The 26,021-nt window shown below is 54.8% G+C and carries 26 protein-coding genes and 2 pseudogenes; 14 read left to right on the plus strand and 14 right to left on the minus strand.

The window, feature by feature from the left end:
* Positions 1–73 precede the first annotated feature (73 nt).
* The gene (locus ACR3FE_RS18235) at positions 74–532 is read right to left on the minus strand and encodes a hypothetical protein (RefSeq protein WP_458208845.1); all 459 of its coding nucleotides are present in this window, start codon (positions 530–532) and stop codon (positions 74–76) included.
* Positions 533–700: 168 nt separating this feature from the next.
* Complete coding sequence (locus ACR3FE_RS18240; RefSeq protein WP_458208847.1) at positions 701–1,327, minus strand: helix-turn-helix domain-containing protein; 627 nt, start codon at positions 1,325–1,327, stop codon at positions 701–703.
* A gap of 111 nt (positions 1,328–1,438) precedes the next feature.
* On the opposite strand from ACR3FE_RS18240, the gene ACR3FE_RS18245 reads away from it, so the two are divergent.
* Entirely contained in the window at positions 1,439–1,813 is a 375-nt protein-coding gene (locus ACR3FE_RS18245) for a DoxX family protein (protein WP_458208848.1), read from the plus strand.
* A gap of 491 nt (positions 1,814–2,304) precedes the next feature.
* Positions 2,305–3,126 (plus strand): annotated as a pseudogene (locus tag ACR3FE_RS18250) (transposase); the annotation flags it as partial.
* 132 nt (positions 3,127–3,258) lie between these two features.
* Here the strand turns inward: ACR3FE_RS18250 and ACR3FE_RS18255 are convergent.
* The 3 genes from ACR3FE_RS18255 to ACR3FE_RS18265 all read right to left on the minus strand — a co-directional run bounded on the left by ACR3FE_RS18255 (position 3,259) and on the right by ACR3FE_RS18265 (position 6,333).
* Entirely contained in the window at positions 3,259–4,335 is a 1,077-nt protein-coding gene (locus ACR3FE_RS18255; protein WP_458208850.1) for a rod shape-determining protein, read from the minus strand.
* 71 nt (positions 4,336–4,406) lie between these two features.
* A complete protein-coding gene (locus ACR3FE_RS18260; protein WP_458208851.1) occupies positions 4,407–4,901 on the minus strand; it encodes a FlaD/FlaE family flagellar protein in 495 nt (164 codons plus the stop codon).
* Positions 4,902–6,174: 1,273 nt separating this feature from the next.
* A complete protein-coding gene (locus ACR3FE_RS18265) occupies positions 6,175–6,333 on the minus strand; it encodes a hypothetical protein (protein WP_458208852.1) in 159 nt (52 codons plus the stop codon).
* Positions 6,334–6,832: 499 nt separating this feature from the next.
* On the opposite strand from ACR3FE_RS18265, the gene ACR3FE_RS18270 reads away from it, so the two are divergent.
* Positions 6,833–7,999 (plus strand): ISH3 family transposase, encoded by a 1,167-nt coding sequence (locus ACR3FE_RS18270; protein WP_458208853.1) that lies wholly within the window; start codon positions 6,833–6,835, stop codon positions 7,997–7,999.
* Between the two features lie 338 nt (positions 8,000–8,337).
* Positions 8,338–8,736 (plus strand): universal stress protein, encoded by a 399-nt coding sequence (locus ACR3FE_RS18275; RefSeq protein ID WP_458208854.1) that lies wholly within the window; start codon positions 8,338–8,340, stop codon positions 8,734–8,736.
* 27 nt (positions 8,737–8,763) lie between these two features.
* On the opposite strand, the gene ACR3FE_RS18280 is transcribed toward ACR3FE_RS18275, so the two are convergent.
* On the minus strand, positions 8,764–8,883 hold the full coding sequence (locus ACR3FE_RS18280) for a hypothetical protein (protein WP_458208856.1): 120 nt from the start codon (positions 8,881–8,883) through the stop codon (positions 8,764–8,766).
* Here ACR3FE_RS18280 and ACR3FE_RS18285 point away from each other — a divergent pair.
* The 6 genes from ACR3FE_RS18285 to ACR3FE_RS18310 all read left to right on the plus strand — a co-directional run bounded on the left by ACR3FE_RS18285 (position 8,848) and on the right by ACR3FE_RS18310 (position 12,936).
* Positions 8,848–9,036, plus strand: coding sequence for a hypothetical protein (locus tag ACR3FE_RS18285; RefSeq protein ID WP_458208857.1), 189 nt, complete (start codon positions 8,848–8,850; stop codon positions 9,034–9,036). The two genes, ACR3FE_RS18280 and ACR3FE_RS18285, sit on opposite strands and share 36 nt — an antisense overlap.
* Positions 9,037–9,227: 191 nt before the next feature.
* Complete coding sequence (locus ACR3FE_RS18290) at positions 9,228–9,581, plus strand: HTH domain-containing protein (RefSeq protein WP_458208859.1); 354 nt, start codon at positions 9,228–9,230, stop codon at positions 9,579–9,581.
* Positions 9,578–10,012, plus strand: a complete 435-nt coding sequence (locus ACR3FE_RS18295) for a type II toxin-antitoxin system VapC family toxin (RefSeq protein ID WP_458208861.1) — start codon at positions 9,578–9,580, stop codon at positions 10,010–10,012. Before ACR3FE_RS18290 ends, ACR3FE_RS18295 begins: the two co-directional genes overlap by 4 nt.
* A 303-nt stretch (positions 10,013–10,315) precedes the next feature.
* Positions 10,316–11,590, plus strand: a complete 1,275-nt coding sequence (locus ACR3FE_RS18300; protein ID WP_458208973.1) for an IS4 family transposase — start codon at positions 10,316–10,318, stop codon at positions 11,588–11,590.
* A 284-nt stretch (positions 11,591–11,874) separates the two neighbouring features.
* Positions 11,875–12,297 carry an ester cyclase gene (locus ACR3FE_RS18305; protein WP_458208863.1) on the plus strand — a complete coding sequence of 141 codons (423 nt, stop codon included), beginning with the start codon at positions 11,875–11,877 and terminating at the stop codon, positions 12,295–12,297.
* Positions 12,298–12,315: 18 nt separating this feature from the next.
* The gene (locus ACR3FE_RS18310) at positions 12,316–12,936 is read left to right on the plus strand and encodes a helix-turn-helix domain-containing protein (protein ID WP_458208865.1); all 621 of its coding nucleotides are present in this window, start codon (positions 12,316–12,318) and stop codon (positions 12,934–12,936) included.
* A gap of 89 nt (positions 12,937–13,025) precedes the next feature.
* Here ACR3FE_RS18310 and ACR3FE_RS18315 read toward each other — a convergent pair whose 3' ends face one another.
* The 5 genes from ACR3FE_RS18315 to ACR3FE_RS18335 all read right to left on the minus strand — a co-directional run bounded on the left by ACR3FE_RS18315 (position 13,026) and on the right by ACR3FE_RS18335 (position 17,734).
* Positions 13,026–13,847: an IS5 family transposase gene (locus ACR3FE_RS18315; protein ID WP_458208867.1), complete on the minus strand. Its 822-nt coding sequence runs from the start codon at positions 13,845–13,847 to the stop codon at positions 13,026–13,028.
* Between the two features lie 321 nt (positions 13,848–14,168).
* Positions 14,169–15,164, minus strand: coding sequence for a C45 family autoproteolytic acyltransferase/hydolase (locus ACR3FE_RS18320; RefSeq protein WP_458208869.1), 996 nt, complete (start codon positions 15,162–15,164; stop codon positions 14,169–14,171).
* Positions 15,165–15,886: 722 nt separating this feature from the next.
* A complete protein-coding gene (locus ACR3FE_RS18325) occupies positions 15,887–16,369 on the minus strand; it encodes a hypothetical protein (RefSeq protein WP_458208870.1) in 483 nt (160 codons plus the stop codon).
* A 302-nt stretch (positions 16,370–16,671) separates the two neighbouring features.
* Positions 16,672–17,037 carry a hypothetical protein gene (locus tag ACR3FE_RS18330; RefSeq protein ID WP_458208871.1) on the minus strand — a complete coding sequence of 122 codons (366 nt, stop codon included), beginning with the start codon at positions 17,035–17,037 and terminating at the stop codon, positions 16,672–16,674.
* A 205-nt stretch (positions 17,038–17,242) separates the two neighbouring features.
* The gene (locus tag ACR3FE_RS18335) at positions 17,243–17,734 is read right to left on the minus strand and encodes a PNPOx family protein (RefSeq protein WP_458208873.1); all 492 of its coding nucleotides are present in this window, start codon (positions 17,732–17,734) and stop codon (positions 17,243–17,245) included.
* 507 nt (positions 17,735–18,241) lie between these two features.
* Here ACR3FE_RS18335 and ACR3FE_RS18340 point away from each other — a divergent pair.
* Together ACR3FE_RS18340 and ACR3FE_RS18345 are read left to right on the plus strand one after the other, a co-directional pair.
* Entirely contained in the window at positions 18,242–18,478 is a 237-nt protein-coding gene (locus ACR3FE_RS18340) for a nitroreductase family protein (RefSeq protein WP_458208874.1), read from the plus strand.
* 306 nt (positions 18,479–18,784) lie between these two features.
* The gene (locus ACR3FE_RS18345; protein ID WP_458208975.1) at positions 18,785–19,051 is read left to right on the plus strand and encodes a nitroreductase family protein; all 267 of its coding nucleotides are present in this window, start codon (positions 18,785–18,787) and stop codon (positions 19,049–19,051) included.
* Between the two features lie 56 nt (positions 19,052–19,107).
* On the opposite strand, the pseudogene ACR3FE_RS18350 reads toward ACR3FE_RS18345, so the two are convergent.
* Both ACR3FE_RS18350 and ACR3FE_RS18355 read right to left on the minus strand, forming a co-directional pair.
* Positions 19,108–19,621, minus strand: a pseudogene (locus tag ACR3FE_RS18350) (ABC transporter ATP-binding protein); the annotation flags it as partial.
* 476 nt (positions 19,622–20,097) lie between these two features.
* On the minus strand, positions 20,098–21,114 hold the full coding sequence (locus tag ACR3FE_RS18355; protein WP_458208876.1) for an NAD(P)-dependent alcohol dehydrogenase: 1,017 nt from the start codon (positions 21,112–21,114) through the stop codon (positions 20,098–20,100).
* Between the two features lie 413 nt (positions 21,115–21,527).
* Here ACR3FE_RS18355 and ACR3FE_RS18360 point away from each other — a divergent pair, with 413 nt between their 5' ends.
* Complete coding sequence (locus ACR3FE_RS18360; RefSeq protein ID WP_458208878.1) at positions 21,528–22,157, plus strand: TetR/AcrR family transcriptional regulator; 630 nt, start codon at positions 21,528–21,530, stop codon at positions 22,155–22,157.
* Complete coding sequence (locus ACR3FE_RS18365) at positions 22,150–24,864, plus strand: PEP/pyruvate-binding domain-containing protein (RefSeq protein WP_458208879.1); 2,715 nt, start codon at positions 22,150–22,152, stop codon at positions 24,862–24,864. Before ACR3FE_RS18360 ends, ACR3FE_RS18365 begins: the two co-directional genes overlap by 8 nt.
* 649 nt (positions 24,865–25,513) lie before the next feature.
* On the opposite strand, the gene ACR3FE_RS18370 is transcribed toward ACR3FE_RS18365, so the two are convergent.
* A complete protein-coding gene (locus tag ACR3FE_RS18370; RefSeq protein ID WP_458208976.1) occupies positions 25,514–26,005 on the minus strand; it encodes a metal-dependent hydrolase in 492 nt (163 codons plus the stop codon).
* Between the last annotated feature and the right edge of the window lie 16 nt (positions 26,006–26,021).

Raw genomic sequence — 26,021 nt, forward strand, 5'->3', positions numbered from 1 at the left:
GCGTACATGGAGTGCTTTCTTCTGGTTGAAAATGCAGATCATGCGAAAGTGAGCACGAGAGGAGATGACGTGGTTAGCGAGTGGGAATGTCGACGCCGTGTGGATTGTCGAGAGAGTCACCCGTGAGTGGGATGTCCCAGTATTTCTCTGCGTCAACGTCTGCGATGGAACCGTCGGCCATCGCGTCGAATATGGCCAGGAAACCGGCGGTCGTCGCCTGAATCATCTGTCCGATGCCTTGCTGACCTCGGTCATCAGTCTGCCCAGTCGCTTCGTAGAGAAGCCCTGCCGCGCCTGTCTGCGGACAAACTGTATCGAGGTACGACCCCCACAGCGGATAATAGCCGTATCGAGTAATACTGTCGAAGATGCTATCGCCACGTTCGGCGAGTGCGTTTTCAATGAGTACGTTCAGCTGGAGCGACCGTTCGCTCGTTTCTGCATCGATGAACGGGTCAACGATCTGCTCAACCGGTGCGTCGGGATCGTTGAATGGAGATCGATTGCGGTAGACTGGCCCATATGCGGGCATCACGCTCATGATGGTCTGTTTCGGTGGTTGATAAAGCCACCCCAAGTATTCGGCAGCATTCGTATGCTCGTGCGTCGTCTGAGTAGCTACGAGTAGTATGAAACAACGAACCACTTCAACGGAGATTGACTTCACTCCCGACTCCCTTGATTCGTCTCCCTCTGCCGCCTAGGAGATGAATTCCTTGATAATCCGCCCTTCAGCCCGATGCAGAACGCTACTTGCCGCCGATTGATTGACCCCGAACGTTTCTGCAAGCTCGACGAGCGTACAGCCGCGAGGACTGTCGTAATAGCCGCGTTCGACCGCTTCAGTAATGACCTCCCGTTGGCGCTCGGTCAGGAGTCCGCTCGCATCGTATGATTGCGTGACCGACACGATCTGATAGAGGATGTCAGCCGCCGCTAACTCGGTAGTGAACTCCGACAACTGCTCCTGTGAGCCGATTAGTTCGCCTGATATCCACCCGTCTCGAATGATGAGGGGAAGTTGCGGAAGGTTCCCCGTCGCACGCCCCGCCTTATACGACGACGGCATCGGAAACACGCACTGAATCAGTATTATCTCCTCGTCGGAATGGAGCACTTCGGACCAGCGCACTTCCGGTGCCTCGTTGAACCGGCGAACGATGGCGTCCCCGTCCAATGTCGTTACTTTGACCAATTCGAGCACGTCATCGTCAATGGGATGGGTCGCCAGGATTTTGAACTCGGCATCCGAGAAATCGGTCGAGACACCAGCCAGCCAATTGTCGTCGTCTGCCCCAATTTTGACGTTGAGGTGTACACGAGGCATACCACACTTGAGTTGGCTGACGAGTGGTTTAACAGACTCGCAGATGACTTATAAAGGTGAATCTATTCACGCGTGAATCCGTGGTCTCGCCCAACGTAGTAGAGAACATCTATGAGCACAATTAAAACGGCCATCCCCGTCGTGCAAGGACTACTCGGACTCATCATGGTGGGTGCAGGCAGCGTGAAGTTACTCGGCGTCGAGCTCGCGAAAAAGGATTTCGAGCGGTACGGCTATCCAGAGTGGTTCCGATTCGTTACCGGTGGCATCGAAGTTAGTGGGGGTCTCGGGTTGCTCGTCGGTCTCGCGTTCGCGCAGATTCTCGCTGTTCTCGGCGGAATATTAATCATCGGCACGATGATTGGGGCCATCCTGACACATCTCTTCCGGGTTGATGATCCACTCTGGCGATCAGTCGGGCCAGCGATCTACCTCATCGCCGGACTCTTTGTCACGAGTTTCCTGCTGCTCTCGTCCTATTCATAACTCAATAGCTGAGCCTGAGAGAGGGGTTGTACTGCGATTAGAAAGGTGTTCGGGGCGTCAGCCATCGCCACGATTCACGGTTCGGCTGATAATCATCGATAGACTGTGTGTGGCCTATTTTTAAGTCATGACGACGAATAAGACCCGTGCAAAGTTAGCGCGAAAGGTGCTCGACCACGACACGGTGGGGTATGTGGAGAGTCTGACGACGCCAGACGTGTTCCTGCCGCGTGAGTACCTTAGACGGAAGAACTCTCACTAGCGAACGAATTCGAGGCGGGAACATTGAATCGAGAATCGTTTGTCTCCCCATTGGCTGTCGTCTCGCTCATGGATCTCGATATTGACCGTGCAGTTGCTCGACTTACAGAAGATACAGGAGAAAGCGCACGACTAAAATCGTGGGATGAATCCGTCACTATAGCAGACAATCACACTCCTATGCTACCTGCAACCCTAATATTCACAATTAAAACGTTGAAATATAACAGGTGAGCGACCGGCCACAACGCACGAACGAGTACACTGCCAGATCCGATAGCAAACGGTATTGGCAGTGTTTGTTCGAGTGGTTGGCCGCCCACGCCCCCTTGTGGAACCAAGTCACCTACCGACGCCGACAAGAGTACTTCACCGAGGACGGCGACGTCTGGGATGCCGAGTATACGGACTTGTACGATGTGTACGCGCCTATCCTCGGGAAAGCAGCGTGCCAACAGGTCGCCCGCAAGAACAGCGAGGCATGGCGGAGTCACTTCCGCTTGTTCGATACGTACCACAACGACGCAGACTCGACAGTCACCGAGAAACCCAGTCCGCCGGGATACTGGGGAAACCGTGTGGACGGATACGAGCTCCACGGCCTCGTCCGCAACGACCTGTACGCGTTCGACTGGGACGAGGATGCGAGTACCCTCGAATTCGGTGTTGGTACCGTCCTCGAAGAGAAATACGACTTCGAGTATTAAGAGCGCGTCACACTCGAAGTCCGTGGTACTCCACAGTGGGATGGTGACGATTCGCGGGTAGAACTCGTCTACGACGACACAGCAGACGTGCTTCGTGTCAAGCATCCAGTTCGCATACGACCAGACAAATTCCAGGAACAGCGACTGGATGCCTTCACTCACACACTCACCCCCGAGAACACGACACACTCTGTCGCCATCGACGTGGGCGCGAACAACACGCTCGCCATCGTCACCACCGTTGGAGAAACCGTTGTGTATCACGCTCGTCCAGAGTTCGACCAATTCCACATCTTGTCCGAGTTGATTGCCGAGTTGCAATCGGAACTTCCCGATGACAAGTACATCGCCATTATTCACGATCTTAATTGTAGACAAAACAGATGACTGATGGAACTACTGGACTATAAGCGAAATGAGGACCGTACAATCGCTGGGTAGTAAGTGAGACGTATTCTATGACACGCTCACTTTATGTTATTGAGTATAGTACGAGTTGTTTTCAACAAATCGATCGGCGATACGCTGGGCGCCGCGGGCGGCAGCCGTCGCGGGATCGTCGGGTGCTGTCACTGACACCTCGTGTTGAAGCTCCTTACTCAGGCGGGTCTCGAATTCATCGACTAGCCCCGGGATACACGCCATCCCGCCCGTGAGGACGATGTCCTCGTTGAGCGCCCGCTTGTAGATTTTGATGTGATCATTGGCCAACTGGGGGAGGAACGTGTCGGCGATTTTATCGACGGTTTCGTCGACGTACGCGTCGAGCCCGTCCATTACGCTGGTTTCGATAGTGAACTCGTGGGTACCACCGCCAGGCTGCTGGATGATGTCCGTGAACGGCTCGAAGTTCTCGAAGTCGCCGTGCGTCTCCTTATACTCGCGGGCGGTCTGTGTGTCAACGTTGACCCGTCCCTGGGTCTCCTCCTCGATATTGTTGCTAATGTACCGATCGACTTTGTTGCCTGTGACCGCGCCCGTCGCGACCCGTGACAACTGCTGGCCCCGGCGGTAGGCACACACCTCAAGGTTGGTCGAGCCCAAGTTGATGCCGATAAAGACCTGCTCGATAGCATCCACCCCGATGCCGGGGGCGGCGATAGCGCCACAGAGTGATTCCGGGTAGCTCCGGATGAGTTTGTTGCCGATGTTGCTGCTCTCAATAACCGTCGCGAGGTTGTCGAGTCCTCGTTCGTTGTCGATGGTTGGGATGGCGTAGACGACGACGCTATTCGCGGGGATGTCATTGGTCTGAGTAAGCTCATCGAAAAAGCGCTCCGCGACCCTTACGTCGTCGTCATTCTCCGGTAGCCCTGACCGAAGCATGTATTGCACTCGGTCGGGGTATTCCAGAGACGCCTGCTCGCCATAGAGGACGCGCTCCTCATTGGTTAGTACGTCCTCGTACGTCGCGAGGCAGGTGAGTGCATCGATGGTCTGTACAGTATTCCCTTGCGGTAGGGCGATGACGGTGCGCGTGCTTCCCAGCTTGACTCCTACTGGGATCGGCGTTCCCTCATCTGTGGTCTCCTGGTTGCTTCGCTCGCTGCTCATACATCTTCGACCAGCAATACTGGTATTATAATACTACTGTTTTCGATTTGGGATATGAATCAAAATGTCAATCATACTAGCGCAGCGAGCTTAGCTACGTACGCGAAACTTAACAGGTGGTCGGCCGTGTCAAGCGCCTTGTAACCGTCGCCGTTGCTCATGGCGATACCGAACAGGTGGTCGTGCAGATCCTTCGCAACCTGGGGTGTGAACCAGCCCAGCGTTTGGTAGAGTATTAGCGTATCAACCGTTCCCCAAAAGCCAGCTGTCTCGGAGAGGAAATGAAGCCAGTCGAATGTGAGCGCAGAGGCCTCTTTGTCCTTCGGGAACTCGTGCAGGTACGGCTTCGACCCTAGCATCGACGGGTTGACCCCTTCCAGCAATTTGCACAGCCACTTATGTTGCTCGGGTGTTGGATCCTCGATACTCAGTGCCGGGTATTGGGCTTTCGATGGCCAGAGGACCACGTCCTCTTTGACCTGACTCTCCAATTGCCCAACTTCACCCTCCCTATCGAAGAGTTCGTGGAGCTCATCCACGTCGTAGTTGATCGGATCAATCTTCATACGACTCTACATACGAGGTGAGAAAATCTTTTCCAGCCTAGCATAGAAGACTGTAGCCGATGACGAGTACGTAGGTCGGTCCGAATGGCATCCGACGATGTATTTTCCATTTTATATCCGTTCATCACTGATAGCTCAGTAGCTACACCAATTTAATAACTGTGATAATCAACTTTGTATCACCATTGAGAAACCGATCCTAAGGCTGGATTCTACGGCGTGAACAGTAGTCGCACTCAGGACGTACGTCGTCGGTCATTGACGAACCTCTACAATGAAGCCAGACCGAATGCGTCCTGATCGTTAATCGATCCTTACAATTCAACCACTGATTTCACGAACTGCCTCATTGAAGGGTGGCATCGAATCGTTGGTTGGCTTTGTTGAAATTCAATTATCCGGGCCTTTCTATGTGTGAAATAGCCGTTGAGTGGTTACGCGGACCTACTAGAGAGATTTAACGCACTTATTATTATTTCTACATATATCTATCGAACTCGATTTCTTCTGTCCTAAGCCGTTCGGAGTCATGCGACTTGTAAAATCCCACACCCACCTCGTTTTCAGCAAGGATGGACAACCGGAGTTGGTTTCCTCTCTGTGTGCATCATCGTTCGTTGACGATGGCCCATCGAATGGGTAGTTGCTCGTTAGACGCGAAAATCAAGTGTGTCAGTACGATGATCAGGGGCGGTCTATGAATGATATTCTCGCAGCAATACATTAGTCTGAGTGTCCTGCTGTGATCGCTCGCTGGACTGTAGATACGGTCAAGGTGAATCGGCTATTATAACATCAATTTAATGATTTATAACCTCTCATCGAATCAAAAAAGATTGACTATTCTTCACAGGAAGTGAGTTGTAATGTTCAAATTGATCAACGAAAAAGAGCGCAGAATAGACGAGCAGACCATGGAGATACGCTACGAAGTTGAAGATGACCGCTGTGAAATCGTTGTTCGCTTCGAAATCCACGACACGACCGCGATACTTGTTCGAATTAATTTGAAAAATAGCTCCCATCCATACGTGTTTCACCCAGCGATAGAACGGGCGATGAAGCTATGCGACCGACGGTCCGATGTCGAGAGAGTAGAATCAATCACTTCCAGCGTTAAAAACTAATAATTTACAAAATCCACTATACAGGTCAATCTTACATTATGGTATGTTATTAATACATATATATAATTATAACTTATATGTTTAATATTTTTGATCTTCTCTCATGTACGACCAGCAGGAGAAGTCGTCGAGGCCGTCACAGTCCTCTAGTTCGGAGTCGTTGTCCTCGGAGGGAGGGCCTCGAGCGTTCCGTTGTCAGTTGCGTTGTAGACGGCAGCCATGTGCTTGCAGAAAGCGTTGCGGTGGACGTGGTGGGGACACGTGCAGGCCATCAGTTTCTCGGTCACGTCGTCGATGGAGACCATCTATTGGTGGGCTGCGGGGTTTTCGTGGCTCTCATTGGTGACGTCGATGAGTTCGAGGGTTGATATCTGGCATATTTTTCAAAGAAAAATATTAACCATGAAAAGAATCCTTGGGTAGCATCTGTTTCAATACACGGTTGTTATTTATTGCTGGCTCTGATGGCGAGTGTGACGACAGTTGAATCACCTTTTGACGAAGGTTTAGAATTAGCATCCAGTGGGTACCGAATTACTGTTGATGAGGGTCGTGATTCATTTTTTGCGGTCTGTATCGAAGAACCGGATAGTGAGACGGCGTGGACCATGTCAGATACCGTCCGATCACTGGAGAAGATGCCGTAGACCTTCAAACTCACCCTCAGAGCCATCGATACGTATTGGCGCCTCGAGCAACCGATCAATCACCAGTGCTGTCGTGACAAGGTTGGCCGCGGCCAACTGAGACCCAGAATCAGTACTTCACAAAGCCGGTTAGTTGAGACGTCTGCTTGCTGAAGGTGTGTTTACAACCCAGCAAGCAGACGGTGAAATCCACGAGGACCAGCTCCTTAACTTCCTCGTCAACGCGCTTGACGAGGAAGTTGCTCTCGACCTCGGCAACAATGCTGAAATCGATGCTGAAGACATCTACGAGGTCCTCGTCGGCGCACGCGCCGACGGGACCTCGGTCTCCAAGCTCTGTGAGAACAGCAAAGATGCACCCCACGAAAACACGGTTCTGTATCATCTCCGCGAGAAATTCGATCTTGAGTCGGTTGAACGAGTCGGAAACATGCTTCTCCAGAGAGATGTACTTGAAGTCCTCCCCGAACAGGTGGAGGTCGTCGCAGACCTCCACCTGCGGCCCTATTACGGTGACGAAGATGACACAGACAGTCTCTATCACTCGGAAGCGAAACGCGGAACCACTGCATTTCACGCTTACGCAACACTCTACGCACGCGTGAGGAACAAACGCTACACGCTGGCGGTGCGCCGTCTCGAAGACGGCGACACCGCCAGCAGTGTCCTCGCAGAGTTTCTCGGTATCCTCGACGGCCTTGACCTTAGCGTCAAGGCCGTCTACCTTGATCGCGAATTCTACGATAGCAAGTGTTTGACGCTGCTTCAGGCACACAACCACGCCTACGTGATGCCAATCGTCCGCTGGGGAAAGACGATCAAGCAGGAACTCTCGGAAGGCTGGAGTCGCGTCATCCAACACGATCTGACGGCGAAACTCGACGGTCATAGCTGGACCGTCGAGTTTCCTGTCTACATCGACTGTACCTACCAGCAAGGACGCTACGACGACCATGGTGTGGCGCGTCACGGCTACGCCGCTGACGCGCCGTTTATCGACTCGCCACGAGATGCTCGATACCATTACGCGAAGCGTTTCGGTATCGAGGCCAGCTATCGGCTCTCCGAGCAAAGTATTGCGACCACCTCAACACAGAATCCAGTCGTACGGCTATTGTTCGTCGTGGTGAGCTTGCTGTTACAGAACGTCTGGCGGTATCTGCATTGGGAGTACGTGGCGACGCCCCGCCGAGGCGGGCGTCGCCTCTGGCAGTGGTCATTCAAAGAGTTCATCAACATCATCCGACGGGCAGCGGGGACGGCCCTCGCGGTGCGTCGGGCCGTCCCCGCAAATCGGCCCCCGGACGATCGGTTTGTCCGGTAGCCACCGACCGGGCTAGCCTGCGACATGAGTGGCGACGCTGTCGCGTCGGCGGCGGATCGCCGCCGACAGCGACGGCACCCTGTCGATCCGTCTTTGCTCGGCTCACCAAGAATCGTCAGTTCAACTGGTGGGACACAGAACTTGGGCTTCAGAAGCGGTTAGGCGAGGATGCTTTGTGAGGTACTGAGAATAGGTAGATATCAGATATATATTGGCGCATGGATCGGGTTTCTGTTTCTTTGCGACCGAGCATATATCGTGGCTCAAATCGATATTAGCTCGGGGGAGTTCGCGTGTTCAACCGAATACTCATTCCAACTGATGGTAGTGAGGCAGTTATGCCAGCTATTGAGACGGCCTTTAACATCGCAGAAACGCACGATGCTACATTGCACGTTCTCTACGTTGTTGAACCACCGTCTGTTGCTAGTGATGGAGACAGATTCGCGGGTCTGGACAGCCTTATTGAGAAGCTTGAGCAAAACGGCCACCGCGTAACAGAAGCGGTTGCTGCGCGGGCAAAAGAGAGTAATATCGAAGCCACAACAGCTGTTCGTCGGGGAATTCCCCGCGATGAGATCCTTACGTACGCACCTGAGCACGATATCGATTTGATTGTCTTAGGTACTCACGGCCGAACAGGTGTCAAACGAACGCTTTTAGGAAGCGTTACTGAAGCTATAGTGCGGCACGCCGACATCCCTGTTCTCACTGTGCACAGGGATCCAGCCGAATGACATCTCCCTACGCGTAAAGAGCGAGGTTTAAGCGCCTGCAATCTCCCTAACATCGCCGATGGCGTCGTTGACGGCGGCCATGTGTTTACAGAAGGCATTGCGGTGGACGTGGTGCGGGCACGTGCAGGCCAGCAGTTCCTCGGTCACGTCGTCGATGGAGACGGTGTACTGGTGGGCTGCGGGGTTCTCGTGGCTCTCGTTGGTGACTTCAACGAGTCCGGGGGCATCGACGTCGAAGGCAAATTATTCGGCCTGTGCGCGTTTCTGTGCCGTCTCGTCAGCTTCAAGGGCTGCGGATAATTTTGTACTCATGGTCTTCTAGCAGGTTTTGGAAGACCAGTGCCGGATGCTAGAACACCCGGCGCGTTTCTACACGCCCGAGAGCACCGTTCTTCCTACCATATTGTATACGCCACATGGTCATAAAGGTTGGTATTCGCCACATGGCATACACCACCAGGACTATACTTCAGTAGTGTGTACTGTGGAGTATGTCCAAAGACCGCAGTGATTCTGGGCGGTACGTCGAGACGGTGACGCTCGCCGACGTACTCGCTATCTTCGAGGAGGTAGAGGGACCAGTAGTGACTTCTGGTGATGTCGCTGATGCCCTTGACTGTTCACGAGAGACTGCCCGGCGGAAACTCGGACAACTCGAGGAACAGGGCCGAGTGAAGAGCCGTCAAACTGCCGGGCGAGTCGTGTGGTGGCTTGTCGATGAGGATTCGGTGAGTGAAGTGGATCCGAGCGACCCGATCTTTTCACGGACGACCTACAGCTCTGGAGAGCCGACTGATGCGTCCGAGCACGTGGATGACATCCTCTATGGGAATCGGTCGAAATGAGTCGTCCACTACCGTTGTTTGTTGATACCGGTGGGTTGTACGCTGCCTTTGACGAAAACGATGTAAATCACGAACAGGCAAATGCGGTCTTCGATGGCATGGAAGCCGGTGAGTATGGGCCGATGTTCACCAGTCGCTATGTGCTTTCGGAGTTTGCGACGTTGATGTTGTACCAGATTGGTCACACAGCGGCCGTTGAGGCCCTTTCGACGGTTCGCCAATCACGGACGTTCAATATCCTACTGGTGGGCAAGGCGACGTTCGATGCGGCGTGTGAGGAGTTCGATCGCTTTGGCGACCAGCAGATTTCCTTTGTCGATCAAACGAGTGCAGTGCTTGCTCGAGAGCACGAGATCGAGCATATGTTTGCCTTCGACAGTGACTTTTTGACGATGGGATTCGAGCGGGTGCCAGTCGATACAGAAGCGTAACTCTCCAGAATTCATTTAGCTGAGCGGTTCCTGTGTTGTGATATGCACCGCTCACATTCGTGCATCAATACGATCGTGCAGTCGGTGAGCGGTATCTCTCTGTTTTCATAGCTGGTGGCAGGGGTCATTGGATCGACCTCACGGCATCGCCAATCAACTACTCACAAGCTACCAGTATACAACGTCACCATCCGTCTTTAGCTAAGAGTAGAATCACGTGATAGCCGCGGCTTATCGAGGCTACTTTTCGAGAGGAATGAGGAGATGTCCGCTGTGCACACAAACGCCTCCTCATCGAGAATCATGCGTCGGCTTACTACACTGTTTCCCTCCGAGTTCCTCGAAGATCACGCCGAGGAACTCGGTGTGGTCGAACGAGACGGAAAGCTCCAGATTCCTGTCCTCGTGTGGGCGCTCGTGTTCGGCTTCGCCGCAGGCGAGAGCCGAACACTCGCTGGATTCAGACGGAGCTACAACTCGACAGCTGACGAGACGATCTCTCCCGGCGGCTTCTATCACCGGTTGACGCCAGCACTCGCAGAGTACCTCTGCGACCTCGTCGAGCGCGGTCTCGACGAGGTCGCTGTTCACGACACTGTTGATGCTGATATCGACCGATTCCGAGACGTGATGATCGCGGATGGAACGGTGTTGCGGTTGCCCGAGTTCCTTTCCGAGGAGTTCCAAGCCCGCCACGAAGAGCAGGCTGGAGCGAAGCTCCACCTGCTCCACAACGCCACCGACCAAACGATTGAACGACTCGACGTGACTGACGAGAAAACGCACGACAGCACGCTGTTTAAGACGGGGTCGTGGCTGTGCGGACGGCTCGTTTTGTTCGACCTAGCGTACTTCAAGTACCGCCGCTTTGCGGTAATCGACGAGAACGACGGCTACTTCGTGAGTCGGTTGAAGAAGAGCGCTAATCCGGTGATAACGGCAGAATTACGGGAATGGCGCGGGCGCGCCATTCCCTTGGAAGGCGAGCAGATCCACGATGTGGTCGATGACCTCTCGCGGAAGTACATCGACGTTGAGGTCGAAGTGGAGTTCAAGCGCGGGCAGTACGAGGGAACGCGCTCACTGGACACGAAGCGGTTCCGCGTCGTCGGCGTCCACAACGGGGACGCCGACGACTACCATCTGTACATCACGAACCTGCCGCGAGAGGAGTTCCTGCCGGCGGATTTAGCGACGCTGTATCGGTGTCGATGGGAGGTAGAAACGCTGTTCCGTGAGTTGAAGACGCAGTACGAATTGGACGAGTTCAACACAAGCAACCCGGATGTCGTGGAAATTCTGCTGTACGCGGCGTTGCTGTCACTGTTGGTGAGCCGTGAGTTGTTGGATCTGGTCACCGAGCAGGCCGATGATGAGATCGTGTTTCCGCCGGAACGCTGGGCGGCGACCTTCCGGTCGCACGCCCAGCTCATCCTCCACGAACTGGGTGAGTATCTCGGCTACTCGCCACCACCGCTGTTGGAGCGGTTGATCGAGGACGCGCAGAAGATCCACAAGCAACGATCGATACTGCAAGAGACGCTCGCTACCGCTACGCAACCGAGGTGTGAGTCTTAGCTAAAGACGAATGCTATTCTGGCTCTGTTGAAATCCTATTCTCTCAACATCTTTCCTGCCGGAATATCCGTTAGGTAGGTGTGCGAGCTGATTGATAGAGAAACTACCAATACCGTAGATAATTACGCGAACCTGCTGCATACACAACGCTTATCCATCATATCAGACGAGCCAGTCGGAGATTTTGAGCGCGGAATAATGCCATTCACACCGGGAATTTCCAACACGCCGATGGCAACATGTTGACCATAACTACCAATCTGGGTGCAGGAGTAACAGGTGATATGCAGACACCGGAAGACACACTCATCCGGCTGTATGAAGATGTTTGGAACGAATCGAACCCAGGAACAGCAAACGAATTAGTTCATGAAGAGTACCATATCCACGACCGGGAACTGGCAGCCGAAATGCAGGGGCCCGCCCTGTACAGAGCACTGGCGCGCAGAACAAGAGACATCTTTCCGGACATGACGATCACGGTAGAGGATATACTGGGGTCTGACGAGAAGGTCGCACTGCGGTGGACGATGACGGGCACCCACGAGGGAGGGCCGATGTTCGGTGTCGAACCAACCGGACAGGAAATTGAACTCACAGCCATCGAGATCAATCGCTTCGAGGACGGGAAACTTATCGAGACGTGGACGCAAAGCGACCAGCTCGGACTCGTGCAACAGTTGGGCGGAGAGGTAGAGAACAGTTGAGTCATAGTAACTGGACCCATGCCACAGGCGACACTGAAAATCAAGTCCAACGAAGCACTCGTTGCCCTGTCAGAGCAACATCCTGAAACCGAGTTCAAGATGCTGGGTGCATGGCCGACTGATGGCAACCTCAGGGTGCTCGTCGAAACGTATACTATTGGGTTGCCCTCTCTCAAGGAGACGCTTTCATCGATCCCCACTCTCACCGATGTCGAAATCAGACACTCGACAGCCGGAAAGATTCTTTTCGAGGTGGGTACGCCAACGCCTCCACCGCACGGAGCAATGGCGGATTCGGGGGTCGTTCCATCGTTTCCGCTACGACTGGAAAACGGATGGTTTGTCGGAGACATCACGGCGTCACGAAAGCAACTCTCGGCGTGCCGCGATGAGCTAGACGCTGGGGAGATAGAATACCACCTCGTCCAGATTTCTGGGATAGACGGAGCAGGGGATGCACTTACTAACCGGCAACAGGAAGTCGTTGAACTGGCAGTTGAGCACGGATATTATGACTCACCTCGCCGGTGTACGTTGAGCGATCTCGCTGACCGACTGGACGTGAACAAATCCGTTGTCAGCCGAATCCTCCAGCGGGCAGAGGGGCACATCATCACCGAGTACTGTTCTTCATGCTGATTTCGTGCTCTATCTCGGTCACGGCGCTTCTGACGAGAACCAGGGATATCACAACTTGGTTCGATCTATCTTTCATCTCTATCCACTGTTCAGAGTGTCTTATCGATGTTGTGAGCGAGACAGCCGATAACGAGTTCACGGAACTGCTTCCACCAGTGACGTGAGCGGACGAATGCCCCATATCTCCGTTTGAGACGGGAGTTCACCGTCTCATTCTGACTCCGTTGGCTGTAGAGATCGGTCTCCAGCCGAGCGTTCCATGCCTTGTGGAGCGAAGAAAATTCTCGGTGCTTGATGAGCGGACGAACATCTTTTTCACGGGCTAACGCGCGGATCATCTGGTCGTCATACCCCTTATCTCCGAGGAGAGTCCCCACTTCGTCGGCATTGCGCTTGATAAGCGACGGTGCGATTTGGGTGTCGTGTTTTCGTGTCGTTGTTACGTGTAAATCGATGATAGCATTAGCTCTCGTGTCCACGAGAAGTGTGACTTTCAACTGCTGAATAGTCAGCTTCGTGCGCTTCGTGTAGTGCTTCGAGGCGTGACTGCGGTCGAATCCAGATGCATCAATCCCGACGACACCGTTGGTCGGGAGGAGTGTGACCGAGAGGTTGAGCAGGACTCGCCAGGCTGCCATATCGATCCGGTTGAACGCTTTGCACAACGTTGAGGGCGAAGGGAGTTCGTCCAGATTGATGGCTCTCCGAATGCGGGGCATCTCAATGAGTTCGTCGAGAAGCCTCCGGTACGTCGTGTTCTTCCGAACTTTGAGACAGAGTAGAACGATGTGCTGGTGGAGTGTGTAGCGGCGTTTTGAAAACTTTGAGGAGTAGCGGGCGACAGCTCGTTGAGCCAAGTGGAATGCCTGCTCCACGAACCGAAGTAACCGCGACTTCGGGAGGGACTGCATCTAGTCAAACTATCGGGCGAACGTGTAACTCACTGAGGATTTCAACAGAGCCAATCCACTGTATCTCGCACGCCGGTTCTAACCGATATTCGGTAAAATGCGTCTCGGCGTGATAACTCGGACCTCTGTATCGATCGCTCCAATCGAATCGTTAGACCACTCGCTCGTGACCGACTCGCGCCCTGTATCTTGCACGTCGCCTGTGATCTACCCAGTTCCTGTCAGAAGCATCGTGCTGAATAGAGAGGCTGTATGCAGCACCGGTTGTTGGTTGATTTCACGGTGTGAGGGCTGATTCAGCCGATATTGTGTGGGGCGCATCTACCGATTGTGCTCCATCATAACGGGGACGTACGGATTCTTGTCGGGTCGCCCGCTTGCGAGGTGAGCCTCTGGCGGATCCAGTATCGCCGTCCACGACCAGAGAGTCTCGACCGATGACTTATCGCTTTCGTTCACGCACGAACAGATACCCGTCTCGGGGTTCGCTAACGTACGCTGCAAGTCTGTAAGCTGAACCGGGCCAGACGCGGCATTCGTCCAATCGTGAATGGCTGTCAGTCTCGCGTCGCTATCCGAGCGTCCGTCATCGTCAGGCTCGTGGACAGCCATCGCTGGCGTCTGGAAGTGGTTAGTCGCCACCCCCATGCCATCGAAAACGGTCGTCGTCACCTCGTCCGGGCTTGCCTCAACGAGTGCGATTGATCCTGTCGAATCAGCGAGCAAGAAGTTGGTGTTGCGGGCGTGAGGCACTCGTTCGAGGAAGGTGACCCCATCATCGACCGACTCGCAGGTTTCAAGCACAGTTCGAGCGGCGAGCGCGAACATGACCCCCGGTTCGAGCCCCCGATGGGGAACAAAGCTGTGCCCAACTGCGAGTCCAGCTTCGTTGACACCGTCGTGGCGACCGGTCCAGTGATCCGAACACCCAACGTGCGCCAGCCCTTTGTCTGGATCCGTTCGATAGAGTGTCGCGTAATCAGCGAACTCGGTGGAGAAATCGTAGTTTCGACCGAAAATTGGTGTTCCATCTGCGGTTAGCTCCCCAGAGAGGGCGACGACTGTACACCCGGCATCCCATCCGAGCGCGAGTGGTATCACGCGGATACGTTCGAGCGACCAATCCCCTGCATCTGCGATACCACGAAGCTCGTCAAGTATGGCAGGGGCGGCATCCTCCACCAGCGGAACACAGTCTGCAACGAACTGGCGCTGCTCGTCGGTAATGGGTTCCGGTCGAAAACCCCCCTCTTTCAACATCTCTCCATACTGTTCTCCGATCTCGTAGGCGGATCCCGAGAGCGCCACTTCGTTCATGAGTGTTCAACAACGGACTAACGCGTGACATCCTCCCACGACTGAAGTCGTGGGCTTCCCACGCCCGGTTGCGTTGGTTTGGGAACCTCGGGTTTACGACCCGACACGCCGATGGGAGTGCCACGCCCCCGTTACTCCTATCATGGGAAAGACTCGGAGGTACCTGATTGTTTTGTGTCGGTCTGCATGTCCGAGGGCTCACGTTTTGATGCGGCAAACACCGAGTCAACTGCCAATTTTCGGACTGTCAGAATCCGATGGGAAACCATCGAATCGACAAACCCAGATGCGTGGTGAGGGCACTCAAATCTATTGATTTCAGTGTTTGAAACCGATGACGGCGATTCATCCCACGACTGAAGTCGTAGGTTTTCTCGCACTGCAATTCTATAATTCCGAGTGATAGACCAGCCCTCTGTATCGAACGATCCATTCGCCTCGTTTGTGACCACTCGCTCGTGATACACTTGCGCCCTCTATTCAGCACGAGTGCGATGACCTACCCAGTCGCTGTCAGTAGTGCCGTGCTGAATACAGAGGATGAGCCGTGTTTAGACGCTTTAGAAGACACTGGTTAGTGGCTATGTCGGTCAAACAGAGCCAGCCCGTGAGGGTCTCGCAACCAGATTTCGTTGGTTGGATAACGGCCGTAGAAGACGATCTGCACCGCGTCTAAACAAGGCCCAGAGGATGTATCTATCAGTTGCCACAGGGCGTTCGCCCTATCGGTTGAATCGACCAGCGTTTTCCGTCGAACTCACCTGCCACGAGAACTCACCGGATGGGAATACAACTCCGCCTAACACATTGTAGTTTTCTCGCGAAGACGGTGACGGATTGAATGGAATCTGCCCACTAGTCTCGGGAACCGCGCCGTCGAGTGTGAACTCGACTAGGTAGTAGACGGATTCAGTGAAGATGTGTTTGAACGTCTGCGTCTCACCGGGAGCGACTGACGAGGAGGCCGTCAGTTCTCGTTGCTGAGGTCGAACGGTCACGTCACCAGAGACGCTGTATCCATCAGAGTCCGTCCCTGATTCAGCGCCAACGTCTACGACCGACATTCCAATGATGTGAGGGAGGCTATCTTGATTCTCGAACTGGAGACTCCCGGCAGGGATGTCGTCGTTTAGAACACTCGAACACCCGGCAACCCCCGAGATACCGAGCGCACTAAGCGATGTGAGGAGGGCACGGCGGTTCATGCACATGAGTTGTGCGGTAATCGAGAAGTATGTTGTGAGTTGATTGTTTGAGGAGCCCGATGGGCGGGATGACCGAATCACCGCGCCCCGAACTCCCCAACCAGAGAGTAGGGAATGGAAGATACGCGTCCTGCATGCAGCATAGCCCCGACGAACTACTCGAATTATGTCAGGAACGTCGAAACCGACGCAGAGGGTTGTAGTCAGCAAACCGTCGCACTTCGTCTCCCACTATACGAGTGGAACTGACCGATAGGGAGAGCGTATGTGTATCGCGGCAGTAAGATGCGAATCCGTGCAGATTAGGCCGGACTCACGGTGCGGATACGGGTCCCGATGTGGTAGACCATACTGACTGTATAGCTCAACACACCGAGCGTTGCGAGCGCTGCCCCGACGAGAATCGCTGAGTCGCCCACTCCGAAAATCCCATCCACACTTGCGGCAGCAAGGGCAAATCCGAGAGCTGCCACCCCCGCAGTAAGCGCTGGTGTCCGTGCATCAATCTTCACAGCACCGAGAGCAGTCGCCCCTGCGATCGCCGCGAACATGAGTGGCGCATCGAGGTCGAACGGAACGATACCCATTAGGACTGACCAGTACGCTCCAGCCGAGAGAACGAATAGCCCGAGCGGCATGAGTATCGCTCTGAGTTTCCACTTTTCCATATTCCTATTGATGAGGTGAACAGACAAATATTTACGGCGACTCTGAGTGATGTGAAGCGATACACGTACACTCTGTGTTTGTCATTTTGAGTCCACCCTAGACTGCGACTACTGGTGACCGATTCGCGCCCTCTATTCAGCAGCGACTTGACGAACTGCCATGCTATTGTCAGGAGTCCCGTGCTGAATAGAGAGCGTGTATCAATCAGATCTCGTCGAGGGTGAATCGAACGACGGCTAAGTTCTGGTTCGCTGCGGCGAGTTTGGCGGGTGAGGCTGCTGAATCAATATCAGACCCGAGCATTCGTCCGAGGAGTCTGTGGTTCTCGAAGTACTCACCGAGAAGCAATCCACGTTCGTCACTAGTGACGAGTTCTCCGGTGGCGGTGTGTTCGGTGCCACGGAGCCATACGCGACATTCTCGAGAGTCGTGGAAATTTCGCCACCAGTTACTTTCATGTTTCGGCGTGACGGCAACGACCGCATCGTCGATTTGGCGATACGCGACCGGGAATGTGTACGTTCGTCCGCTCCGACAACCGACATATGAGACGAGTATCAGCCATTTGCTCACAATCCAGTGGAAACGTGATTGGAGTGCCGACCGGAACAGCGGGTTCGCAATTCGTTCTTCTATCGCGCGCTGCAACGACGATACTCGAAGAGACGACTGGGTGGTACTGGCGTTTCCTGCCATAGGTATATGTGGGTTCGAAGTAACGTAACACCCTCCCACAACGTTGGTCGTGGGCTTTCTCCTCGAATTTCTGTACGTACAGAAGACTGGTACGCCAAGAGCCGCCCGGGGTATGGGGATGCGGCCGTGACGTACAATGTTGTGATCGAAAGACATAGCAAACAACTTCCGCCGTGACGAGAGAGCCACCACTAATGAGCCAATCAAACTCATATGCAAAGACATCCAATTTGGCTTTCTCGGTTTTTATCGTTGGTAGCTCTCTCTGCAGTGTGCTCTTATTCGGCGCACTGATCTGGGTACTTGGTTCGTCGGCCGTGAATCAGAGTGGTGTGATCACACAGACGAGAACGGGGATGGCGTTGCTGCTAATGTGGTTCGGGATGCTAATACTCACGATCGGCGGATCGCTCTATTTCTCTCGAATATGACTATGTAGCCGGCGAACGACTTACCATCACGATTGCCGCCTTGATTGTATATAGTCGTTCGGCAAGAAGTAGGTATATGGATTTCACAGAGGCTATCGAACGCCGACTCGAAGTTCGAGAGTACGGCGACGCGCCAGTTTCAGACGACATCAAACATGCAGTCGTCGATGCTGCACGATTGGCACCGTCGAGTCGGAATCGACAAGATTGGCACTTCCTTCTGATCGACGACGCTCTCGATGACCTGGCCGCGATGAGCCCCACCGGAACGTGGGTCGCCGACGCTGCCTTTGCCGTTGTCGTCCTCACATAAAATGCAGGGCGAGGAAGCCCACGATGTCAGTCGTGGGAGGAATCGCCCGTCTTTGGTTGCAAAGACGGAAATCGCAAGGCTTGAGTGCCCTCGATGCGTTTTTCGAATACTCCTTTCCGGCCAAACGTGTCGGGTGGGATGGGCTGAGAGTCAGCCAGCCCCAAAATCAGGGTTTCGGCCACTGATAATTAAATCGAGAGTATCGGCCACACCGGACGTGGCCGGTTGCAATCAAGGTCTCAGCCTCCGATGGCGTGGGCCGACTTCCCACTATGGGGACAAGCCCACGACGTCAGTCGTGGGTAGCTGACTGGCGACTACCCCTCTCATGGGGTTGACGTCGGTCGCGCGATCACTCACATGCAATTTGCAGCCTGGGATCATGGCGTTGGCTCCTGCATCTACACCGGTGTCGAGAAGGGCGTCTTCAACGATCGATTCGATATTCCGGACGAGTTCGTCGTCGGTGCAATTGTCGGCTTTGGCTACCCGAACGGGTCGGGGATGGGTACGAAACACCGACGGACGTTAGCGGACGTTGCTTCGTATAATCGATTTGGAGAACCACTGTAAGAGTACAGTGATTCGAGGAGAATGCTCATGGCTTCAGCCGTGGGAGAAGTCGTACACGGTTCATTTGCGAGCGCGCGAGCGATGGCGACGCGCTGGCGCTGGCCGCCCGAAAGTTCGTTTGGCGCGTGATCAAGACGATTACCAAGTCCAACGCGTTTGAGGTAGCTGTAACGCGCGCGATCGGTGACCCTCGCTGACAGCGTCGTGGAATACCATCGGAAGGGTGACGTTCTCAGCGGCACTCAGTCGCGACATCAGGTTGAATGTCTGGAAGACAAATCCGATTTCAGTGCCACGAAGCCGTGCTCGCTCATTCTCGGAAAGCGTCGTGACCGATTGGCCATTAATCTCGACAGTGCCCTCGTCGGGCGTGTCGAGGCAGCCGAGGAGATTCATCAGCGTGCTCTTTCCCGAGCCACTCGGGCCCATGACGGCAGTGAACGAACCTTCAGGGAGGGACAGTGAGGCACCGTCTAATGCATGGACAGGTTCGCCAAAATGATACGTTCGGCGAATATTTTGAGCGGAAACCACCGATGAACGGCCGGTGTCACCAGTTTTATCATTCATATAAATATTCTAGAACAAGTAAAAATAAACCATTAAAGTTCCGGATGACTTCAGTCGAGAACTCGCTTGGCTCGAAGCGACGCTTGTGCTGACGACGATTCAATCGAAAAACTCCTCGCCCTACTGAAAGACGTGAAAGCAGCGTAGTCCACACCCTATTCAAACACTCTTCCACATCATTCAGCCAGCACCAGATTGAGTAGCATGTCACCTCTCTAGAGGACAGTTCGTTTCTCGACTGTTGTTATACGATCCTTCTATACGACCACTCGAAGCCTGACTATAGCAGAAAATTAGCGAGGACAGGAGTGCTATGGTTCTGGTACACACTTTTCGATAGATAGTTCCAAATAGATATAATATCAGCTTCCAGTAAGACGAATGGCGAGTATTATCCTACCGACGACGGGTGGACTGACTCCTCGACGTCTCCCACGCTGCGTTCGGTGGTCTCGACTCGTCTGAGGTTTGGCCAGTCAGTCGATCGTAACCACGGCAGTCCCGCGCTTGTGCCCGGTGTCGACGTAGCGGTGCACCTCGACGATTTCCGCTACCGGGTACCGCCGTCCGATCACTGAGCGGATCACCCCGGAGTCGAGGAGCTCCCTTAGATCCCCGAGGTATTTTTTCCGCACACCCGTCGGCTTCATCCCCGTGGCTGCGAAGACAGCCCGCCTGTCGCCGACCAGCCTCGTCCGGGCCATGTCGAGGAGGATCCTTACCGAAGGGACAGTCGTCATGTACAGCCCGCCCGGGTTCAGCGCGTTCTCGAACTGCGCGAACGACCCCTTGCCTACAGCGTCGAAGATCACGTCGTACGTCTCGCCCGTCCCGGCGACATCGGTGGTCGTGTAGTCGACGACTGCGTCGGCGCCGAGCGACCGCACGAGGTCGACGTTCCCGGTGCTGCAGACGCCGGTGACCTCGGCGCCAACGTGGGCGGCGAGCTGGACGGCGAACGTCCCGATGCCGCCCGAGGCACCGTTGACGAGGATGGACTGGCCGGACTGGAGGTCGGCCACGTCCCGGAGGAACAGCATCGCCGTGAGGCCGTTGTCGGCGACGGAGGCGGCCTCGGCGTCGCTCACCCCGGCGGGCGTCAGTTCGAGCGTGCTGTCCTCGGGGACGCAGACGTACTCGGCGTGCGCGCCCGACTCGGGCGCGGTCGTCCCGAACACCCGGTTGCCGACGGCGAAACGCGTAACGTCCCTGCCGACGCCCGCGATCTCACCGGCGAACGCGTCGCCCGGGATAGACGTGGGTCGTCGGAGGCCGCTAAAGAAGCGAACGGGGAACGGTCGTCCCTCGCGCATGGCCGAGTTGGCCGGTCCGACGGTGGACGCGCGGACGCGGATTAAGACCTCGTCGGGTCCCGGAGTGGGTTTCGGCGCCGAGTAGAGTCGGAGTACCTCCGGTCCGCCGTACTCTCTAGCCGTTACGGCTTTCATTCGCGTGTCGGTTCTGGTCGTTCGTTCGGTGGCAGTCGTCGGCATCTCGAAGGAGAAGTAGGGCGGCGAGTGGCGTAAGCTGAGTGCTCGGTAAGAGGGCTGATACGCTCGGGTCGGGAAAACTTGGTGAGCTGGAGGGTCGTTCCCGGTGCGACGTTCCCATCGACACAGTACACGTCGGATGTTTCCATTGCAGACATGGAGTTCGATCAGCGTGCCCTCATACTGTGCGAACGAACACTTACTCGCGTCCTCTAAGAGGACGAAAGAGTCTCTTCGTTCGATGAGGGGAAGCGAACTAGCCCGAGACAGCAAGATGGACTGTCAGCATTACTGTACCAGAATCTTCCCAGCGAAGAAACCCGGTTGTGACCGTCTGAACCAAACGTTCAAATATTCAGATAGCGCAAATCTAGTAGTCACGAAGCAGATCGCACTATCAAGACTCACCAGAAACTATGCCTTCATTTTCAGAGGAGAAACGAGACCAAGTCAAAGAATCGCTCCGTAATACCGGTCGAGAACTGTTCACTCGACAGGGTATCCGTAAGACAACAATATCCGAACTCACCGAACCAGCGGGCATTGGCACTGGCACTTTCTATCAGTACTTTGACTCTAAAGAAGCGCTCTACATCGATATCCTAGAGCAAGAGAGCAAAGAAGTGATTCCCCGATTGTTGCGGGAATCGTTCGAGACACATGATGATCCAGAGACTGCAATCGCGGCACTACTCAAACAGTCTCTCAACGAAATAGAGTCCAATCCGATATTCCGTCAAGTCCTCATAGACGAACAGGAACTTCCCCGTATACGCGAGCAAATTCCGGACGAAGAAGCAACTGAGAAACGAGCGAGTGCGATAGACCACTTCCTTCCGTACATCGAGAGCTGGTACCATGACGGCAAAATCAAGGGATCGGACCCAGAAACGATTGCCCACACGATCAGGGCTGTCGTTCGACTCGCCCGGCAAAAAGACCGCATCGGGGACGAACGATATCCCCAGGTTCGAGAGACACTCATTACGGCCGTCGCAGCAGGGCTGACGCGAGAGCAGGACTCCGAGGACTTCTCTAATGAGTGAAATCGGGGGAGCGCGATTTGATAACCCGGCCGTCATTTCATTAAGCGATCCTGCAGCGACTGACCGTGAGCTTGTCGGCGGGAAAGGAGCAAACCTCGCACGACTTGCGACTTCGCGGTTTCCGATTCCGGACGGGTTCTGTGTGACAACCGTCGCATATCAACAGCTCATCGATACACCGACGAGAGAGGTGATTGCGTCGCTATCCGAACTCGAACCGACGGATTCAGAAGCGATTGCAGACGTTGGCGCGACCGTGCGGAAGCAGATACAGGAACTAGAGTTCCCAGAGGACGTTCGGGATTCCATCAGGGGGATATTCAAAAAGGAAGGAACCTCCTCAACGGAGACATACGCAGTGCGGTCTAGTGCGACGGCCGAGGATCTCCCTGATGCCTCGTTCGCTGGGCAACAGGAGACATTCCTGAACGTACAGGGGGTGGATGCGGTCATCGACCGCATCCGTGACTGTATGGCGAGTCTGTTCACTGATCGAGCTATCGCGTATCGAGCGAAGAATGGGATTTCACAGGAGGATGTCTCGATTGCAGTCGTCGTTCAGCAGATGGTTTCTCCGGACGTCTCGGGGGTGCTCTTCACAGCCGACCCACGGACGGGGAACCGCCACACTACCTCCATCGAGTCGGTTCTCGGTCTCGGCGAGGCGCTTGTCTCTGGAGAAGTGAACGCGGACAGCATCACAGTCGATGCTCGGACGGGCGATATTCGCACCTACGAGGTCGGTGACCAGCAGGTTGCAGTTCGCCGCAGCCTCCACGGAGGGACGGAGACGGTCGAACTTCCGAGCTCCGAACGATCGAGTCGGGTACTCACCGACGACCAGGTGCATACACTGGTCAAGATCGGACGAGAGATCGAGGAACTCTTCGATCGACCGCAGGACATCGAGTGGTCAGTAACAGACAGCGAGGTCATCATCCTGCAGTCCAGACCGATTACGTCGTTGTTCCCGCTGCCCTCACCCGCTCCAGATGACGATCGTCTCCATGTCTACATCAGCATGGGACACGGGCAGTCGTTCGCTGAAGCGATGCCTCCACTCGTGGTAGACATCTGGAAGTCGTACGTTCAAACACTGTTTACCGAATACGGATTTGACCCCGATACACAGTGGGTGGTCGAGGCAGGCGGGCGCATCTACCTCAACGTATCACCTCCACTCCGCTCCAGTCTGTTGCGAAAACGGTTTCCTGAGAGAATGGGTGAGGCAAACAAGCAGATGGGAGCCGCTATCGGCGACCTCCTTGACCGACGGGGCGAGGAGTTTCATCGGGACCGGACGCTCTTGGAACGACTTGCTTCACTACCCACTGTTGCGAGTTCGGCCTGGACGCTGCTGCGGGAATCCATCCCTCACCTAATCACGGTGTTTGGTGGATTCGTTGGCGCGTTCATTGGTGACCCTGTGTCTCCAGAGCGCGAACAGGCAAAATGGGAGACGTGGGGGCAGAACATCGCCTCCCAGGTGCGGTCTCCTGAAGACACAGCTGGGCAAGTTCGTGCTGTCTTTGACATTCCCAGGGAGGCCACGCAGTTTCCAGCAATGGGTTCACTTATCGCCGGAAATGCCGCAGAGGGCAAACTTGAACGACACTTCCCTGATGCTCCTGATGACATCAACGCTGTCGGGAGGGGCTTGCCAGAGGAAATGCTGACGAAGGTCAATCTCGGAATCGGTGACCTTGCGGATGTAGCGCGAGAGTATCCTGCCGTCGTCGAAGACCTCAATCGTGATGCATCACTCGAAGCAATCGAAGCTGTGGAAGGCGGAGACGAATTCTGCGCTGAACTTGCAGAATTCCTCGATTCCTTCGGTCACCGAGCGACCGGAGAGATGGACATTAGTCGTCCTCGATGGCAAGATGATCCGTCGGTAGTGCTGTCAATTGTTCAATCAACAGTCAAGACGAGCGACGTTGGAGAACACCGCGACCGCGTCCACGAATTGGAACGGGAGGCGGCGGCGGCAGGAAAACGGCTCGAGCAACGAGCAGGCAACAGGCTCTTTGGTTCACTCCGTCGACGCCTCGTCAGTCGACTGATCCGGACGTATCGCGATGGTATTCAAACTCGTGAGTATCCAAAACACGGTGTTGCATACTTCTACGCGGCATGGCACGATGTACTTCGTGACGCTGGCGAACGGCTGGCCTCGCAAGGGAAACTCGTCGACTCTGACGATGTATGGTTCCTTCGTAAAGCGGAACTGTTCGACCTACTCGATGACGAATCGGTCGACGTCGATGTCGCAGCTCGCCGCGCCGAATTTCAACGTCACGTCTCGATGGATGCACCGCCGGTCCTGGCGAGTGACGGTGAAGCTCTGAGCGGTGAGAGTGAACGCGAAGACATTCCAGCGGGGGCACTGATGGGAACTGGTGTTTCAGATGGGACTGTTGAAGGCGTCGCTCGGGTTGTTCGGAATCCGAGTGAAGAGCGGATTGAAAAGGGTGAGATTCTCGTTGCCCCATCTTCCGACCCGGGTTGGACGCCGCTGTTTCTGAATGCAGCCGGAGTCGTCGTGGAAGTGGGTGGGCAGATGAGTCACGGTTCCCTTGTCGCACGCGAATACGGGATTCCGGCGGTCGTCTCTGTCCGCAATGCAACCCGGAAAATACAGTCAGGTCAGCGGATTCGTGTCGATGGCACGAACGGGATTGTTGAACTACTAGACAGTGAATCATGAGTGAACTACCCCACCCTACCGCTCGCCTGACGGCTCGCGCTTGAGGGAGGGGCTTCCTGTTTCGATGACGCACTGTGTAGACACGAGTAATCGGCTCTGCGGTCGTACCGCCGAGAAAGTTTCTCATAAGCCTCTCAGCTTCGATCTACACCGAGCTTCGTTTTGAGATCAATTTGCTGGCGACGTCTTAACAGGCACTAACCCCTCTCATAAACAGAAACAGAACCCAAGAGAACGGCAACGTAACACCCTGAAGTCATACTTTTGCTATCTCTACCAGAGCAGTCGTGACTTCAGATCGGCGAGCTTGCGTCGAAGAGACGTCTTTGAATAGGAAGTCGATGGATCCCATTCGACATCGTGACCAGTAACACCGTCGACAATTGCCGCGTTGTCTAAGGTCTTGCCATACTTGATTCTGAGAAACGCAGCGTCTCGCGGTTTTGTCTGCAGTGCGATCTCGTGATAGGTTGAATCTTCGACCAAAATATATTCACCTAGCTAGGTAAGTGAGTGATATCATTCCCGTATACGGCGGGGCTTTCTCGCCACCGCAGAGATGACTTGTTCCATGGATACTCACCGGGGGCAAGTGGTAGACTGTATACTATAATCTCCCTTTCTTCCCATATCTTCTGCGGAGAAGTGGTCAACGCTGTGAACGATAGCGCGTGACAAAGTGAAGTACACGCGCAACAGTGGCAGCGACGAGCATCGGTTCGGCCTGCGTGCTCAAGTACAGCCCCGGCGTCGGCGGATGATACTGGGTGAGCGGCCAGACTATCGCACACGAGTGTCCGGACGGCTTCTGGAGGAGGCCATCGGCGAGCGGGTGCGAGAGTGCGCCCACACTCAAGAGGGCGAACACCCGTCTTCGTTCGTGCGGTGCGACGATTGTCACACCGATGAAGACTGCGACGAGGGCACCGCCAGCAGTGTGGAGTGCACCCCAGCCAAATGGGATTCCCAGTAGCTGTTCGACCGTCCCGCTGTTGATGACGAGCTTGATATTCGTCAAATCGGGGATGAACGCGCCAGCCATCGCAACCGTCGCATACGCGGGCGAAATCCAGCCGTGTACGGTACCGGAGAACGGACGGACTATGCCTATCGCTCGACCTCCCCCTGAAGATGGAGGTATGCGCTATTAATCTCTA

The sequence above is a fragment of the Haladaptatus rarus genome (assembly GCF_054177585.1).